Source organism: Pedobacter metabolipauper (assembly GCF_004362715.1).
GTDB classification, from domain to species: Bacteria; Bacteroidota; Bacteroidia; order Sphingobacteriales; family Sphingobacteriaceae; genus Pedobacter; species Pedobacter metabolipauper.
The window spans coordinates 333711-349567 of record NZ_SNYC01000007.1 but is presented as its reverse complement, the minus strand read 5'-3'; the positions used below and the strand labels follow the sequence as shown (position 1 = coordinate 349567).

The following is a 15857-nucleotide window of genomic DNA, read 5'->3' as shown; positions in this document are numbered from 1 at the left end:
AACCTTATCTAAATAATAGGTTAGCCAACCTATTTAAATAGGCAATATGAAAAAAGCACTGATGACATCAATCGCGGCACTGCTCATTTTGGCAGCGGATATGGGCTACTCAACCGCTTTCCAAAAACCAAAAAAACAACCCGGTAAACCGGCGATGATTGCCGGCAAGCGATTAATTGCGACCTATCATCCCAACGGGAAGATCAAACAACGGGGGTATCAGGGATATTATTCAGATCAAGGAATTTCCACAGGGACATTTGTAGGAACCTGGAACACTTATGATCCCAATGGTAAGTTGCTTGAATCCATCTATTACCATAATGGTACCATTACACAGGCTTATATCCTAAAGAAAAAGTATCATCCGAACGGAAAGATCAAGTCCGTAGAAAAGTTCAATAATTATGAGTTATATGAATCAGAAATTCACGCTATCGGCACCTGGCAATACTTTGATGCTACCGGGAAGCTAATTAAAACGATCACACACTAGACGAAACCATATGGGATTACAAAAGATTTTGTTTACGCTTTTAATATTTACGAATATGGCTGCTTATCCTCAAAATAAGACCGACTTAAGCAATGTTAAATTTAATGAAGACCCTAAGGTACTGATGAATGGCAATTCAGATATCAGGGAAGGGAAAATGTTCGACAATGCCGATATGATTTCATATGGCGTTCAAAATAAAACGCTGTCGTTTAACGGCTATATACCGGACCATATCGAGATCTTGTCGTATAAAGGTACACTGGCCGGTTACGCGTTTAAGATTAGGACACTGACTGATCAAAACAAATTAGCAACTTTTATAAAAGATAAATATAAAAACATCACTATCCGAAAATCAAGATTGGTGACTGTTTACACTTATAAAGACAATGCTATAGTTATCGATTTCCAGGAAATTGATAAGGAGCAATTTAAAAACGGGGCAACTGGATATTTATCCGTTAAAAGAACTGATTTCTATAATATATATGAAGAATTAATGAAGCAGTATTCAAAGCCCTGAAAAATGCATCTGAAGTATGATTCAACAATTTAACAATCATTATCTTTAACATCGCAATGATCAAAAAATATAGGATACTTTTCATGGTTCTACTGGCAATCAATTATTTTGGATGCAAAAGCGGCAATCTTAAAATTGAACCCATTGACTCCAGCCTTAATGAGCGGTTAAGAACTGGCAAAGGATTAGATCTGCGGTTATTTAGTACCAAAGAGGTTTTTCAATACTACGAGATTTCAAACTACAGTCAGTTTTCTTCAGTAGATTTTCAGTTAAAATTAGATGATTTCGTAAAACAGCAGTATACGATACGGGATATAGCCGCTGCCAATAACTTCACCATTCTTTTTTACAAGAAAGCATTTCTGGTGAATTATGAAGGTCATGTTTACGAAGCTGCCCGTGATGAGGAAAACGGAACGCTCTCGGATTACAAAGACAACTTAATCGCCCTGATCAGATATACGAAAGGAAATCACGGGCTGTTAATTCGCCAACGGGTACTTTATCCTTAAACATACCGGTTGCTTGCTCCCATCTAAGAACAGTTATGTTTTCTCCACTTTTATATTTCATTGCAAATACCTTCTACAAACATGTATCTCTTGTAAACAAGTGCCATTTATAAATTTTTAACTTTTTTTCAAATAAAAAGCACCGCCAAATTTCTTATTGGTTAATTATATCTGACCAGCTTATTTCCAGCTTTTAACCAGTATATGTTCAGAGGTTTTTCAGTCGGGACTGGTAAACAGTTGCTGGTAATCTGGCTAAATAATTCCGTTCATTTTCCTTAAAGTAGACACGAGCCTAAATTCAATTGCAAAACAAATTGATAATCAATATGTTGTTGTTTTAAATAAAAATTAAATTTAGAATTATGGCACGGATTAAAAATGGGATACTCGGTGGAGTACAGGGATGTGTAGGTGATGTAGAAGGTTTTATTAGAAACGGTGAAGCTTTTATCAGAAAGAAAAAGAAAAAATCTACGGTACCGCGTTCAAGAAAGCAATTGGCAAATATGCAGAAGATGAGTGTGGTTGGTGAGATGATCCACAGCATGACCACGTTTGTGGCATTAGGCTTCGGACTGGTTTCAAAAAATCAGTCTTTTTCCGCTAATAATGCAGTAAAATCATACCAGTTAAAACACAGTTTACAGGGCGAATATCCCCATTTGGCTATAGATTATGCGCAAGTTAGACTGTCTGAAGGGCAGCTTCCAATAGCTGTAAATGCATCGGTGAACCTTGCAGATAATGGCATAGAATTTAGCTGGGAGGTAGATGCAGATCAATCTTACGATCGGGCTACACCCCGGGTTATGTTATTGGTATATGCACCAGCATTAAAGAAATCTTACTATACACTTAGCGGTGCCCGCAAGAATGCCGGAACTAACTTTATGGAGCTGCCAGACACTTTTATGGGTCACAAGCTACATGCTTATATGTCTTTTATCACAGATGATAAGAATGAAATTTCTAACAGTGTGTATGTTGGAAGTGTGGGATATGAAGAGGAGCCAGTTGCATTAACAACTGCATTCATTGTGCCCGAAAAGCCAATACAACACGCAGAATTAAGTAAAAAGACATCAGAATCAGGTAAACAGACAAACAGAGAAATCAGCACCGATACGACGATTGAGGCTGCTCTGGATATAAAGAAGAAGAAAGCAATTCAGACGGATCCAAAAGATAAGCCTGGCCAAAGGATCAAAACGGTTATGAAAAAAATTAAAAACAGATCTTAATTTAACTTACCCTTGATCATCCAGATTGAATTAGAACTGGTATAGGCATTGGTTGATGTGATCGCAATCACGGTATCGTCATCCAGAATACAGATGGAATTCCATAGACCTTGTTTATCAAGCGGAATTTGAAATGGCGTATTCACAGGTTTAAAGTTGCGTGCATCAGAGTCTCCAATGGCAACCTGCATACAAGCCTGTTCCCAGTTGTGCCTCCTGTTCATCGTACTTTGGTAAGACAACAAAGTATGTCCGTTTTTTAGCTGGCGGAGATAAGGAGCTCCTGCATAAACTGTGTCTGGTAAGCCAGGAATAAATGCAGCGCTGCGTTCAGCATCATTTGCACCTACTGGTTTTTGCCAGTTTTGAGTTAAACGATTACGAATAATCGAAGGTTTAAATTGTCCGCTGGCATTGTCTTCAATGGAAAAAACGATTTCGTCTTTCCCCCTCAAAAGTATGGGAACGGGCATTCCATCCCGATGGCCTGCCCGGAAAGAAACGATCTCCGGCTTTTTAGTCCAGCTTAAACCATTGTCATAAGATCTGAATATCGATATATTTTGTTCGTTCGTCTTCGTATAGATACCTTCATCTGAGTAGTACAGCTGAATTTCACCAGAAGGCAATTGTATTTGAACAGGCTCCCAGCAGCCATCTTCAAACTTAGTACCCGCCTGATAGATCAGCCGTTCATCTTTCCAGGTTTTGCCCTGATCGTAACTTTTTTTAGTCCGGATGCCAAAACGTTTGGTCGTATCTGCAGCATTGCTTCTTCGTGGTCTTGGATTATAGGACACCAGCAGTGAATGATCTTTCAATTCTATGATCTCAGGTACAGCCATGTTTACGCCATCTATAGCTGAAGCGATAACCACCGGATTTATCCAGGTATTACCCAGATCAACACTGGTTAAGCATTCCACACCACCCCTGGTTTCATAAACACAGATTAAATGACCATTGTTTAACTGTACAATGCGGGCATAATTTGCGCTGCTTTTACCCATCAACGGGGCAACTTGCTTTAAAGATAACTGGTCCCATATCACATTTGTATACTGTGGGTTAGCCGCTTGCCCTAAAACTATTGCTGGCATTAAACTAAAAAATAAACCGATCCATTTCTGCTTCATGATCTGTAAAATAAAGCTTTATCCGTGCATTTCCGCTAAGTCACAAAATAGTTAACATAAAACGGGCTTATCCGTTAAGATAAGCCCGTAAACCATTAATATAATAGGGATAATTAAGGTTCGTTAAATTAATCCAATATTTCCGCAAGCTTTTTATTTAGCGCATCTCCTCTTAGATGGCTTCCGATGATCTTACCATCTTTGCTAACCAGAAAATTTGCTGGAACACCAGATATGCCATAAAGTTTACGGGCTTCATTTTCCCAACCTTTAAGGTCAGAAACCTGTCTCCAGGTAAGTCCGTCTTTCTTAATCGCTTCCAGCCATCTTCCTTTATCGCTGTCTACAGATACAGAAAGGATCTCAAAACCTTTTTCTTTATACAAGCTGTATTGTTTTAACAGGTTAGGACTTTCCTCGCGACAGGGATGGCACCAGCTCGCCCAAAATTCAACAAGGACTAGTTTACCTTTATAATCGGATAAGGAAACAGGCTTTCCATCTACATCATTCTGTGTAAAGTTTGGAGCAGAAGCACCTAATGCTGCTACCGTATGCGCACTTAAGATTTTATAAAGGCTCTGGCCTCCATACGATAAGCGTAGTTCTTCACTTAGGTTCTTGAAAATTGGTTCTGCAACCGGAGCGGGTAATGAATAACCGCTTACAGCCTCTGACAAAGCCTGTAATGCAAAGTAAGAATTTGGGTGGCTTTTAGCATAGGCTATGAGCTTCTCTTTTTTGGCAGCCCGCATTCCTTTTACCCTTTTGTCTATAACCTTAAAGAACGCAGTATCTTTCTGCTGCTCTGGCGTTGCACGTTCCAGCTGCAAATTGGCAGTCCTGTTGGTGGTCATCACCGACTCGCCCACTTCTTTTTCATAAGCCAGCATGTCATCGTGAACTTTAGAGCCGGTAAACTTTGCATTGAACAAAGAATCGGCAGAATTGATCTTAATATTCTCCTTACCAAAGCTTAAGTAAATTACATCTCCTGCTCCTTTACCATAGATCTCCCGTTCTTTACCACCTTCACGGGCAAGTGTCATTCTCGAAGAAACGATTCCTTCAATATGACCTGAAAATTTAAAAGCCCCGTTTACCAGTTCAACAGAATCTGTATAGCTGGTACCCTGATCCATATAATCAATATAGATCTTGGCAGGTTTGTTCAGGTTGCCAATCTTACCTGACATGGTAAAATTAGCAGCTGCTGCAGGAGTTGAAACTTTAGGGGTTTGCGCAATAGCCATTACAGGAGACACCGCAGCAAGTATTAAAAATCTTAATTTCATTTTATTTATTTTCTAATTAAAATATCCACAGGAGATCCCGGGATTCCGTTTATAGTTTGAGTAATATTTCCATTCTTACCAACGCTAACATCCAGTGAATAAACAGAACCGCTAACACCAACCGTTAATGTATTGTCATCATCACTGATCTTTAACATCGAAACCTTTTTACCTCCAAAACCGGCTTCCAATACTTTGATCTCCTCATTGATCGGGTTGTACCGGTAGATCTTATCATTGGATGAAAAGTAAAACACGTTCAGGCTGTTGCGTACCCATTTGGTATCTGCATCAACCATGGCTGAGCCCTTAAATATACGTTTACTTTCTGGTTCGATCTTCTTGTCTGTTGAATTTAGTGAAAGGCTGAATTTTAGTTCAGTAGTAGTTCCATCCTGTCTGAAAAATGCATAAGAACTACCCGTTTCCACAGCTTTCATATAAATGAGGTTATCCATGCCGATGTTTTTTGGATCAAAGATGGTTACTGCAGGCACCAGGTAATTGGTTCCGAGGTAGCTTCCATCGCCTCCAAATATAACAAATGCCTTGGCTTTGGTATCAAATCCAAAAAAGAATGAACCACCGTGGGTAAAGTAACTGGACAGTATGTAATCTCCGGCTTGTTCATTGGCAAACTTCCCATAGTCAGGCGCAAAAGGAGCCGTTGATTGTACACCTACATATAACTTTCCGTTGATTACACCTGTTGGCACTGTACCCATTTGTACAGGCCCTAAAAAAGGTTCTAAATACCCCGGCGTTATGGTAGCCGGAGGTAAAAAGAACTGGGATGTAAAATCACTTTTACGAAGCAGCGTACTTGCATCCAGAATTACGCCGCTTTTGGATGGGTCATTGCTTAGTATCCAGTATTCTTCTTTTGTCAGTACCTGGTATGGCAGCGGCTTTGAATAATAAAGCTGAACAGGATTGGCTGCTAAGGATGCCCCATTGAGCGTTTGATATACATCGGAAAGAATGGTAACATTATCCGGCTTAACAAACGACAATTTAGAAACACCATTATCTAAACTTAAAACGAGCTTACCAATTGAAAACTGGGTCGTTCCTGCTACCTTAAAAGGATATTTGTATTTTAAACCATTTCTCTTATCGGTAACGGTAAGCGTTGAAGAACGTTCTCCCGGGCCCAGGTTATAAAGCATTCTTAAAGGATATCCCTTAAAAACAATTTCTTTAAGGTCCTCAAGAATAAGGATGCGCCATTCAAAATCCAGGTCTTTCAATGGATCTGCATCGGCCAGGCTTACCGTAGGTTTTATAATCAGTGAATCACCAATCAGAGCCGAAAAAGTGACATCCTGTATACCCACAATTACCGGGGATGAAGGTGGGGAGTAAGTATAATTACCCAGGTCCTTTTTACAGGAAGTATAAAGTATGGCCACAAAAGCCAATAGATAGATCTGTTTAAATCTCATGTTCTTAATTTTTATATGAGCTACATTACAATTTGAGAACCAGCCTCATTGATAAAGAAATAACCATTTACCTGCGGAAAGTACTTCACATAGAACTTTATCTCCGGTGAACTGGTATTATAAAAATCATAATCATTCGTACCATCGGTTCTCTTGGTGAGTACATATCCTTTTGCAGGATTTCTGGATACCCAGGTAAATGGATCTTTTACAAACTGCCTCAGGTTTTCAAGATAATACAGTGTTCTCGGTATCTGCAGATAGCCGTTCGGAGCACCAGGATTGACCAGGTCTTGTCCGCCAGAGATTAAAAACAGCTGATGGGTTACCCTGCTGTACGGACCTAAGTTACCCTGCCAATAGATCCACCATGATGGTTGTTCCAGCCGGTTAGAATAAAAGATGGTTTTTGTTCTTAAACGAATTGGCAGACCCTGCCCAAAATCTTCATTCCCAACGATACGGATGGTTAAAGCAACGGATTTATTGGCCAGTTCAGGATCAATATTTCTAATGATTACCGGTACTTTAATACTACCGGAATCTGCAGGCATAATATAATAGGGCTTTAAGGCTTCGTAGTGCAGATCTTTAACCGCAGTGGAGGTGCTGTCTACCTCCGTTAAAACAAACTTTCTGTCTTTGGAAGCCCGTTTTCCGGAAATGGTTACCGGAATCCAAACCGTATCCCTGGAAAGCCCGGGACTAGATGCGAAGGAATACGTTACCGGTAAGGTATCTAAAACACCATCTTCATCAAAGTAGTTCAGATAAATGTTATCCGGAGAATTGTAAGCAAAGTCATCATCCTTTTTGCACGCAAATAAGAGTACACTTAGCAGAAAAATATAGCATATATTCTTTTTCATAATCTTTTCTGGTTTAGTTTCTATATGCTTGTTCATCAAGCGGAATTGGGAACACAAAAATGCTGTTGGTTGCCGGATAAACCAGTCCATTGGTATTGATGATCTCCTTATTTAGGCGTTTATTCATAAAGAAGATCTGGCTTTCTCCATAAAACTCTTTACGGCATTCTGCAACAAGCTTGTTAATAAAGGTGCTCTTATCAATATCAGCCGGAAGGGCCTCTCCTATACCACGGTGGTTGCGCACGGTATTAAAGTACGCCAGCGCTTTCGGCTTATCCAGGTCAAAGCTTGCTTCAGCAGCGATGTAATACATTTCTGTTAGCCGGATTGCCGGAGCTACCAGGGGGTGCATATTCCGGATTGGGGAAGAGTTGACCATATACTTCTGAAGGTAAGCGCGACCGGATGAATTGGATGATGGCACATCCTGAAACCAGCGCAGCCAGCGCCAGTCATCAGCACCAACAGTACCCTTCTCATAGATGATATCCTTTTGAGGGATGCTCGGTGTGTAGCCCGCATCAGCATTAGAAAATAATCCTTCCAGATGTTGTTTAGAATCTGGAATATACCATGCTGAGATCAATTCCGGGTAAAAGATCTTATCGCGCTGCCCGATATCTGTCTTGAAGAAATCTTCTTTAAGAGTCCATGGGAACTTTTTAGAATCAATCACCACATTTGCATTTAACAAACTGTTTGCCAGGTCTTCTTTGTACAGATAGACCCGGGCAAGTTCGCCGCATACCGAATAATAATTCATGCGGTGCCTTCTGTTTTGGAGAAACAAAGAACCATTGCTGGTTTCTGTAGATCTTTGATCTATTGGAACAGAACTATCATACGTTTTATCGGCATAACCGACAACATAGCCTGCCGATATAATAGGATCTGAGACTCTTAAAAGCGTCTTCGCAGCATCAAGATCCTCAATTATTTTAGTCAGCACCTCGGTTACATTTGAAAAGGCTGTGCTCTTGATAGAAACAACAGTTACATATGGAATTGCAGGTGCAGTTGGGTTATTTTTAAATGACGGTGCAAACATACGCAGCAGATCAAAATGCAGATAAGCCCTAAGCGTAAGTGTCTCCCCTTTGATCAGCTCATAGTTCTTATCCTGAAAGATTCCCTTTTTAGCATCTATAGCTTCCAGTATAGCATTACAATTGCCAATGGCACTGTAACAATTGGCCCAGATCTGGTCATTTTTTCCAATCAGAAACGAATCAGAATACCTAAATGCTGCAACTTTTTGATAGTTAGCATTAGTCAGATCATAGTTTTGAGCCATGATATCCAGGTTACTAAAAGTCAGGTTGCCACCATAGAGTCCCTGACTTGCGCAATAGGTGTAAACCCCATTAAGTGCTTCTTTAAAACCTTCTTCTGTACTAAACAATTGTTCTTTAGTCACATCAGATTCTGGCTGAACATCAAGAAATTTCTTACATGATGAGAATACCAGCAGGGAGATAAGTATATATAAATATTTTTTCATGTTGCTAGGTGTTAAAATGAGGCTTGTAATGAGAAGGTTAAACTCCGCGCAAAAGGTGAATCAATTCCGCGTTCAATCTCTACACTGGATACCCGGTAAATGTCATTCATCGTAACTGCAGCCCTTAAATTCTGGAAACCTGCCCTTTTAATAAAGTCTTTTTTAAAGTCGTATGATAAATACACAGACTGCAAGTCGATCAGGTTATCTTTCTGAATGAAGCGGGAACTCGCACGCGTCAGTGTAAGGTCGGTAATGTTCTTGTACAGGGCCTGGTCTCCCGGCTTAACCCAGCGCTGGGTCAATGCCCTGCTATCTACATTTAAACGTGGGTTCGCATTTTCAATCCGGTCAATCAAGGTTTGATTGTAGGTTTGTCCGCCAAATTTGTAGTACAGGCTAAAGCTGAACATAAACCCTTTGTAACTGATGTTACCGCCAAAGTTACCTTCTGCAGCCGGAGTGCTGTTACCAATAGGCTGTGTATCTTTAATGTCGTAATCATAGGTCAAAGAGCCGTCTTTCTTTACATAGATCTCCCGGCCATTTTCCGGATCAATCCCTAAAGATTTAACACCATATATGGTGTTTAATGATTGTCCTTCATTGTAACGGAGAATTGGAAGACTGTATAGGTTACTGTCTACATTGTTCTGCAGATCATCAATTTTATTGTTGAAGGCCTTTAACGAATTTGAGATCTTAACAATGGTATTGGTGTTATGTCCAAGGTTACCAGTCAGATTGATGTTCAGATCCTTATTGGTTAAAACATTGGCTTGAAAATAGATCTCATAGCCCTTATTTGCCATATCCCCCAGATTTTCCTTGTAACTGGTAAAGCCGGTTGATGGAGACAGGTTAATGTCCGTAATCAGACCCTTGGTAAGCTTATAATAATACCGCGGACTGATCACAAAGCGATCTTTAAGAAATCCCAGGTCTAAGCCTGCATCATAGGTGCGCGTTTTTTGCCATTCTAAGTTGCTGTTTCCATAACCAAGGGCTGTTGCACCAACACCTGTTGAATACCAGTTTTGACTTTGGTATTGATAGATTGAGCGTGACATATATGGAGAGAAACCGACAGATCCCAATACACCAATGCTTCCTTTTAACCTAAGCTGACTGATTACGTCAGATTCTTTCAGGAAATCTTCATTGTGAGCATTCCATCCTAAACCGCCTGCCCAGAAAGGTGCAAAACGTTTGTTAGAACCAAAATTAGAAGATCCATCTATCCTGAATGAAGCATCCATTAAATATTTATTCTGATACGAGTAGTTACCGGAAAAGAATGCCCCGGCAGTACGACTGATCAATACACTGCCTCCTGGTGCCGAATTTTCTTTATAGATCCGTGCAAACCCGATGTTTGTGAACCTGTCGTTAGAAAATCCCTGTGCACTGACCGACTTATAGTCAGATTCTGAAGACAGTACGTTTGCACCCAGCACCATATTGAAGAAGTGCTCTCCAATCTGTTTGTTGTAGTTAATGGTCAGGTTTCCATCCACTGCAGTCCTTTCCGTATTGTACAGGTCGTATGAGCCGCGGTTATTCAGTTTATCGGTCGCATAATTATAAAACTCCTTACTCAACGGAGAGCGGAAAATATCTGCTTTAGAAATCGTTTTGTTCAAACTGATCAATCCTTTAATGCGGAAGCTAGGTGACAACTTGTAATCGGCAGAAAATGCATCCAGTATTTCCGTGTAAGCGCTTTTGTCAAAATTGTTCAGACCTGCTTCAAAAAGCGGATTAAAGATATTGTCGGTACGATATTGATCATTGCCATTTCTAAACGTATTTATCCTCCAACTTGCAAGTTCCTGAATGGTACGTCCGGTACTGTCTGTTTTAGGGAAATACGGATTCATTTCCGCATAGGTAGAAAAGCTGCCATAGGGTGAATTGGCCGCATTAGTCTGGTTAATGGACAAATCATTTCTGAATATGATCTTTGGGCTGGGATTATAGGTAAAGTTCATTCCCCCGCTGTAGCGGTCTCTTGTTGAGCCTTTCATTACTCCCGGTTGGGTCTGGTAACGAACATCTACGCCATAACGGAAAGTCTGATCACCACCCTGCGCATTTAAAGAGTGTTTTTGCCCATAGGTGTTTCTAAGCGGCTGAGAAAGCCAATAGGTGTTTACCCCACTCGCTACATTTCTAAGACGGGTAAACAACTCTGCATCCAGCACATCCTGCTGTGTATCACCACTACCAGGGGTATTTGAATTATACAAACCTGCAAGCTGCTCGTAAGCAATCTTATCCTTGGCATTCAGCACATGGTAATCTGAAAGGTCTGGCGCGGTAAAGTTCAGCTCATAGTTGTAAGATAACTGGAGCTTACCAGCTACCGGGGCTTTAGTAGTAATGACCATTACACCATTGGCAGCCCTTGAACCATAAACAGCAGTTGCCGCAGCATCCTTCAATAAGGTAACAGACTCGATACGGTTTAGGTCAAGATCGACGATCTTTTGCAGGTTAACCTCAAAACCATCCAATATAAAAGCCGGAAGGTTATAAGAACTGGCCAGATTATTCCGGTCCAGGATCTCATCAACGCTGTTTGGAAGTCCCGGTAAGGCTGTAGCACCACGAACATTGATCCTTGGCAATGCGTTTGGATCAGAACCTGCAAGGTTGTTGGTCAGCACCCGGAATGATGGATCAAAGGATTGAATGGCCTTTAACAGATTTGTTGGGTTGGTCCGCTTCAGGTCTGCCCCCTTAATCACTACCGCATTCCCGGTAAAGCTTTCCTTTTTAATGGTCTGATAACCAGTTACTACCACATCGTTCATCTGATTGATCTGCTCTTCTAAACTAATGGTGAAGAACTTACTATCGCCGGCTTTTACCTCTTTTTCTTTAAAGCCAATATAACTGAATACGAGGATATCAGTTGGTTCGGCATTAATTCTAAATTCACCTTTATCATTGGTTTGTGCCCTGATGTTCTTATTTCCTTTGATAGAAACATTTACACCCGGAATGCCCGTTTGAGTTTTGCTGTCAATTACCTTACCTGTGACTTCGATCTGCTTATTAACATTCAGGTCTTTGATCACATTCAGAATTTCATTACGGATTACGATGGTCTTATCAACGATACTAAAATTGAGGTTCTGGTTTTTTAAAAATGTATTCAAGGCCTCTTCAAGAGGCACATTATTCAATTCAACATCTAACTTCTGACCATTTATGTTTACGCTTCCATTGTAGAAAAACAGGTAACCGGTTTGTTTCTTAATGTCTTTAAAAATGGCACTCAAGGTGGTATTGCGCCTGGAGATGGTTACTTTTTGCGAATAGCTTGCGGCAGACAAATGTAAGGTGCCGATCAGTAATAAAATAGCAGTTAATTTCATCACTATTAGGAATTTATACTTTACACTCCGCATTTTGCACACGGGTTTGTAAAGAAAAGTTAATTTCATACTTTTGAATAGGATTAGGTTAAAAAAATGCAGCTTAGGATCAACTGTTGCTGCAGACCTTTTTGATGCCGGAAGTGGTGAGACACTTTCGGCTTTTTTTCTTCGTGTGGTTCTAAATAATGAGTAGCTTTCGAATCATAAATTTGGTTTAGTTTGTTAAAGATTTAGTTGACTGGTTTTTGTATTGAGCGTCTGGTTGTAGGACACTTTTATGGTTTTACCTGAAATATTCAGGTGGATATTATTAAGTTCAAATATTTTAGCTACTTCAGAAAGGTTGCTGTTCCTTGATATTTCTCCAAAGAACTTTTCATCAGGGAAATCGCCTACATAGACCACTTCTGCATCATACCATCTAGAAATCTGGCGCATAACGGCGCGAAGATCATCGTTATCAAAAGAAAACAGGTTATCCTTCCAGGCCGTCTCCTTCTCCAGGTCAGCAAATTGCTTCACAATATTCCGGGAGTCATCCCACTTGATCAGGCTTTGCTGTCCAGGAACAAGTATTGCCGAATTTTGACCTGACGAAACCTTAACAGAGCCTTCCAGCAGTGTAGTTTTAATGGCCGGCTCATCACCGTAGGCATTGATGTTAAAATGTGTACCTAAAACTTCGATGGACTGCATTGCGGCATTGACACGGAAAGGCATTTCTTTATTTTTAGTAACTTCAAAATAGGCTTCCCCATTTAAGTAAACCAAACGTTCAGTACCTATAAAAGCAGTTGGAAAAGTAAGGGAAGAACCAGCATTTAACATGGTTTTGGTACCATCAGGTAGAATGATTTGATATTTACCCCCGTTAGGCGTAGTTATGGTGTTTGTAGGAATTGGTAACGATGCATCTAAGGTATGGTCATCGCTTACGGTATAGATAATTTGCCCGTCGGCAGTCTTCCGGATGCTGATCCCAGACTCCTGGGCTATTTCTCCTTTGATTACATCATCAAGGATGATCTTTTTACCATTTGCAAGCGTAAGGATAGCCTTATTGCCGCCCGGAGCCAGATCGTCGGAACCTGATGCCAGGTATGTATTAATTGACCCGGGCTGGGTTAATAAATAAATTGTAGCAGACACAACAAAAAAAAGTGCTGCCGCAGCAGCATACCTGGACCAAAGCTTTTTTGTACGCCTTGCTGATTCTCTTTCTGCAACATTTAGAATCTCTAGATCAATACGTTTCTTTATCGAATCTTTAACCGGATTAAAGTCAGATTCATTTTCAGCGTTGATCAGATCTTCTTCAGAATCGTGTAAATTGTAGTATTTTTCCAGGAAATTTTGTTCTTCAAAAGTGGCATTTCCAAGCCTGTATTTCTTTAATAAGTTTTGAAAATAGGATTTGTACGGGTTGTTCATCGTCAGTATTCTAACTACATGAGTCAGAAAATTCAAAATAGCCCACGCCAATTGAAAATAATTTCAATATTTATTCAAAAATCCGCTAGATGAGCAGAAAACAACCCATAATCGGGATATTTATTTACTGGAATACAAAATAATTAGCAAATTCATCAAAAGAAGGGTATCTCTTAAAGAAGATAAAGCTTTACCCAATTGATTTCTTACCGTTTTAGGTGAAATTTGCAACAGATCGGCAATTTGCTGACTGGACATATCATCTTCAAAGCGCAGCTTAAAAATAATCCGTTGTTGATTGGGCAATGAATTAACAAGCTGATTAAATGCATTCATAAATTCCTCATGGAGAACAGCTGCATCTGCCCGGTCTAAGGGGTCTTCTAAACGATTAGCGGTGTCATCCGGCAGTTGCGCATATTTCCCTTCCTTCTCTAAAAGTTTAAATACGCCATTCCTGGCAGATACCATTAAATAAGCCGGAAGATTTTCAATTGGTGATTTGGTACCTCTAACCCAAAGTTGTACAAAGACATCCTGTGCAACATCCTGTGCCCTTTCAGCATCATATAATCGTTTAAATGCCGTATTATAAACTTGTTTCCAATACTTGTTGTATAAAGTATCGAAAGCCGGTTTACTCCCCTCACTTAGCTTAAGTAAAAGCTCCGCATCCTCTGCAAAATCCGATCTATCCTGATGCATGCTGCCCCTTTTAATCCAAACTTAACTATAATTCCTAAATATAGTTAATTCATAAATGACAGAAATACATTAAAATGCTTCACCAAGCCCAAATATAAATGAATTATAGCCTTTACTAACCCCGTAATCTATACCAATATTCGTATTGGAACCTTTATTGAATTTAATCCTTAAACCGGTACCAGCTGCCGGATGCCACGATGTAAACAAAGATTTTGATCCGCTTACCGTATTTGCATTCGCAAATACAACAAAGCCCAGTAAACCATTTCTGGTGATGTCCCTTCGGTATTCACTTTCCAAATAAAACAAGGTTTTTCCACGATAACGATTTTGATCTATTCCCCTGCCAGACCTGTTATAAGGATCCCAGCCTATGCTTGGTAAATCAAGATAAGGAGCATTACTATTGAATACGGTCGACAAATAAGACCAAAAACCCAGCGTATTCTGCTGGTTAGGATTTTCAGGGTTTATAGAAAGGTATTTTCTAACATCCAGATAAAGTGAGTTCCATTTCGTTTTACTGCCCAGAAAGGTTGGGTTTATCTGGTAAATCAGGTTGGCATAAGCTCCCGGCAACGGATTGATGGAGTTGTTTCTGGTATCATATAATACATTCAGCGTAACGCCCGAAGAGAATGAATTTCCATCTGTTCCATTAGCATAACCCGTGTATTCGCCCAGATCAACATTGGGATCGTCACTTTTAACGTTAAAATGATAATCTAAATTATAACCCATACCTGCAAACAAATAGGGCTTAATACGTTTTAAGGCACTTTGGTAAAAACGGATATATTTATAATTAACAAGGGTTTCTTCTCCGTAATCGCGGCCATTGCCTAATCCCCAGGTATATTGCGGGTAAACCAGGAACCTGGTGTCGCCTTGTATGGTCCATGTATTATCAGGAAGCCAGATGCTGGTTCTTAATGGCAATCCAAAGCGTCCTTTAAAATTCCAGTAAGGCATAAATGTAGCACTTGAAATATTCGTGGTACGTTGCGGACCAAGGTAGGTTGCCGCGGTAGTTGAAGTGATCAATGCCCTTCCACTACCACCCGGAACGCCTGCCCCAACCGGGAGGATAGAAAAATAAATTTTCTTATCCCGCTCTACCCTTATTTTCTGGGGACGGATACGAAAGAACTTCTTGGCAAGATCAATTAAGTCTGTTTGTGCAGACGTATCTCTTATAATACTATCCCGTGGAATAATGGAAGTGGCGTCTTGTGCTGATAAAGCAACAGGAACACAAGACAACAAGATCAGGCTTGCAATGACTTTATAATACATAGGATT

The 15857-nt window shown here is 40.2% G+C and carries 13 protein-coding genes; 4 read left to right on the top strand and 9 right to left on the bottom strand.

Going from position 1 to position 15857, the window contains the following annotated elements; all coding sequences use genetic code 11:
- Positions 1-46 precede the first annotated feature (46 nt).
- From ATK78_RS20220 to ATK78_RS20205, 4 genes are all read left to right on the top strand, one after another.
- Positions 47-496 (top strand): toxin-antitoxin system YwqK family antitoxin, encoded by a 450-nt coding sequence (locus ATK78_RS20220; RefSeq protein ID WP_133577944.1) that lies wholly within the window; start codon positions 47-49, stop codon positions 494-496.
- Positions 497-506: 10 nt separating this feature from the next.
- Positions 507-1022: a hypothetical protein gene (locus tag ATK78_RS20215; RefSeq protein ID WP_133577943.1), complete on the top strand. Its 516-nt coding sequence runs from the start codon at positions 507-509 to the stop codon at positions 1020-1022.
- 56 nt (positions 1023-1078) lie between these two features.
- Positions 1079-1537 (top strand): hypothetical protein, encoded by a 459-nt coding sequence (locus tag ATK78_RS20210; RefSeq protein WP_133577942.1) that lies wholly within the window; start codon positions 1079-1081, stop codon positions 1535-1537.
- A gap of 365 nt (positions 1538-1902) precedes the next feature.
- Positions 1903-2781, top strand: a complete 879-nt coding sequence (locus ATK78_RS20205) for a DUF6266 family protein (RefSeq protein WP_133577941.1) — start codon at positions 1903-1905, stop codon at positions 2779-2781.
- Here ATK78_RS20205 and ATK78_RS20200 read toward each other — a convergent pair.
- The 9 genes from ATK78_RS20200 to ATK78_RS20160 form a co-directional block, all read right to left on the bottom strand.
- Complete coding sequence (locus tag ATK78_RS20200; protein WP_133577940.1) at positions 2778-3917, bottom strand: sialidase/neuraminidase family protein; 1140 nt, start codon at positions 3915-3917, stop codon at positions 2778-2780. The genes ATK78_RS20205 and ATK78_RS20200 overlap by 4 nt on opposite strands.
- A gap of 128 nt (positions 3918-4045) precedes the next feature.
- Positions 4046-5212 carry a TlpA disulfide reductase family protein gene (locus ATK78_RS20195; protein ID WP_133577939.1) on the bottom strand — a complete coding sequence of 389 codons (1167 nt, stop codon included), beginning with the start codon at positions 5210-5212 and terminating at the stop codon, positions 4046-4048.
- Positions 5213-5217: 5 nt separating this feature from the next.
- Positions 5218-6657, bottom strand: coding sequence for a PKD-like family lipoprotein (locus ATK78_RS20190; RefSeq protein WP_133577938.1), 1440 nt, complete (start codon positions 6655-6657; stop codon positions 5218-5220).
- Positions 6658-6677: 20 nt separating this feature from the next.
- The gene (locus ATK78_RS20185; RefSeq protein WP_166664925.1) at positions 6678-7526 is read right to left on the bottom strand and encodes a DUF4843 domain-containing protein; all 849 of its coding nucleotides are present in this window, start codon (positions 7524-7526) and stop codon (positions 6678-6680) included.
- Between the two features lie 13 nt (positions 7527-7539).
- Positions 7540-9030, bottom strand: coding sequence for a RagB/SusD family nutrient uptake outer membrane protein (locus ATK78_RS20180; protein ID WP_133577936.1), 1491 nt, complete (start codon positions 9028-9030; stop codon positions 7540-7542).
- 11 nt (positions 9031-9041) lie between these two features.
- On the bottom strand, positions 9042-12413 hold the full coding sequence (locus ATK78_RS20175) for a SusC/RagA family TonB-linked outer membrane protein (protein ID WP_243732589.1): 3372 nt from the start codon (positions 12411-12413) through the stop codon (positions 9042-9044).
- A gap of 225 nt (positions 12414-12638) precedes the next feature.
- Positions 12639-13847: a FecR family protein gene (locus ATK78_RS20170; RefSeq protein WP_133577934.1), complete on the bottom strand. Its 1209-nt coding sequence runs from the start codon at positions 13845-13847 to the stop codon at positions 12639-12641.
- Positions 13848-13967: 120 nt separating this feature from the next.
- Positions 13968-14552 (bottom strand): RNA polymerase sigma factor, encoded by a 585-nt coding sequence (locus ATK78_RS20165; RefSeq protein WP_133577933.1) that lies wholly within the window; start codon positions 14550-14552, stop codon positions 13968-13970.
- 69 nt (positions 14553-14621) lie between these two features.
- Complete coding sequence (locus ATK78_RS20160) at positions 14622-15851, bottom strand: BamA/TamA family outer membrane protein (protein ID WP_133577932.1); 1230 nt, start codon at positions 15849-15851, stop codon at positions 14622-14624.
- Positions 15852-15857 lie beyond the last annotated feature (6 nt).

Excerpts from the sequence above, each read along its gene's own strand:
- ATK78_RS20205 (WP_133577941.1), top strand. The coding sequence starts at position 1,903 with ATGGCACGGATTAAAAATGGGATACTCGGTGGAGTACAGGGATGTGTA.
- ATK78_RS20195 (WP_133577939.1), bottom strand. The coding sequence starts at position 5,212 with ATGAAATTAAGATTTTTAATACTTGCTGCGGTGTCTCCTGTAATGGCT.
- ATK78_RS20210 (WP_133577942.1), top strand. The coding sequence starts at position 1,079 with ATGATCAAAAAATATAGGATACTTTTCATGGTTCTACTGGCAATCAAT.
- ATK78_RS20175 (WP_243732589.1), bottom strand. The coding sequence starts at position 12,413 with ATGAAATTAACTGCTATTTTATTACTGATCGGCACCTTACATTTGTCT.
- ATK78_RS20190 (WP_133577938.1), bottom strand. The coding sequence starts at position 6,657 with ATGAGATTTAAACAGATCTATCTATTGGCTTTTGTGGCCATACTTTAT.
- ATK78_RS20170 (WP_133577934.1), bottom strand. The coding sequence starts at position 13,847 with ATGAACAACCCGTACAAATCCTATTTTCAAAACTTATTAAAGAAATAC.
- ATK78_RS20200 (WP_133577940.1), bottom strand. The coding sequence starts at position 3,917 with ATGAAGCAGAAATGGATCGGTTTATTTTTTAGTTTAATGCCAGCAATA.
- ATK78_RS20165 (WP_133577933.1), bottom strand. The coding sequence starts at position 14,552 with ATGCATCAGGATAGATCGGATTTTGCAGAGGATGCGGAGCTTTTACTT.
- ATK78_RS20215 (WP_133577943.1), top strand. The coding sequence starts at position 507 with ATGGGATTACAAAAGATTTTGTTTACGCTTTTAATATTTACGAATATG.
- ATK78_RS20220 (WP_133577944.1), top strand. The coding sequence starts at position 47 with ATGAAAAAAGCACTGATGACATCAATCGCGGCACTGCTCATTTTGGCA.
- ATK78_RS20160 (WP_133577932.1), bottom strand. The coding sequence starts at position 15,851 with ATGTATTATAAAGTCATTGCAAGCCTGATCTTGTTGTCTTGTGTTCCT.
- ATK78_RS20180 (WP_133577936.1), bottom strand. The coding sequence starts at position 9,030 with ATGAAAAAATATTTATATATACTTATCTCCCTGCTGGTATTCTCATCA.
- ATK78_RS20185 (WP_166664925.1), bottom strand. The coding sequence starts at position 7,526 with ATGAAAAAGAATATATGCTATATTTTTCTGCTAAGTGTACTCTTATTT.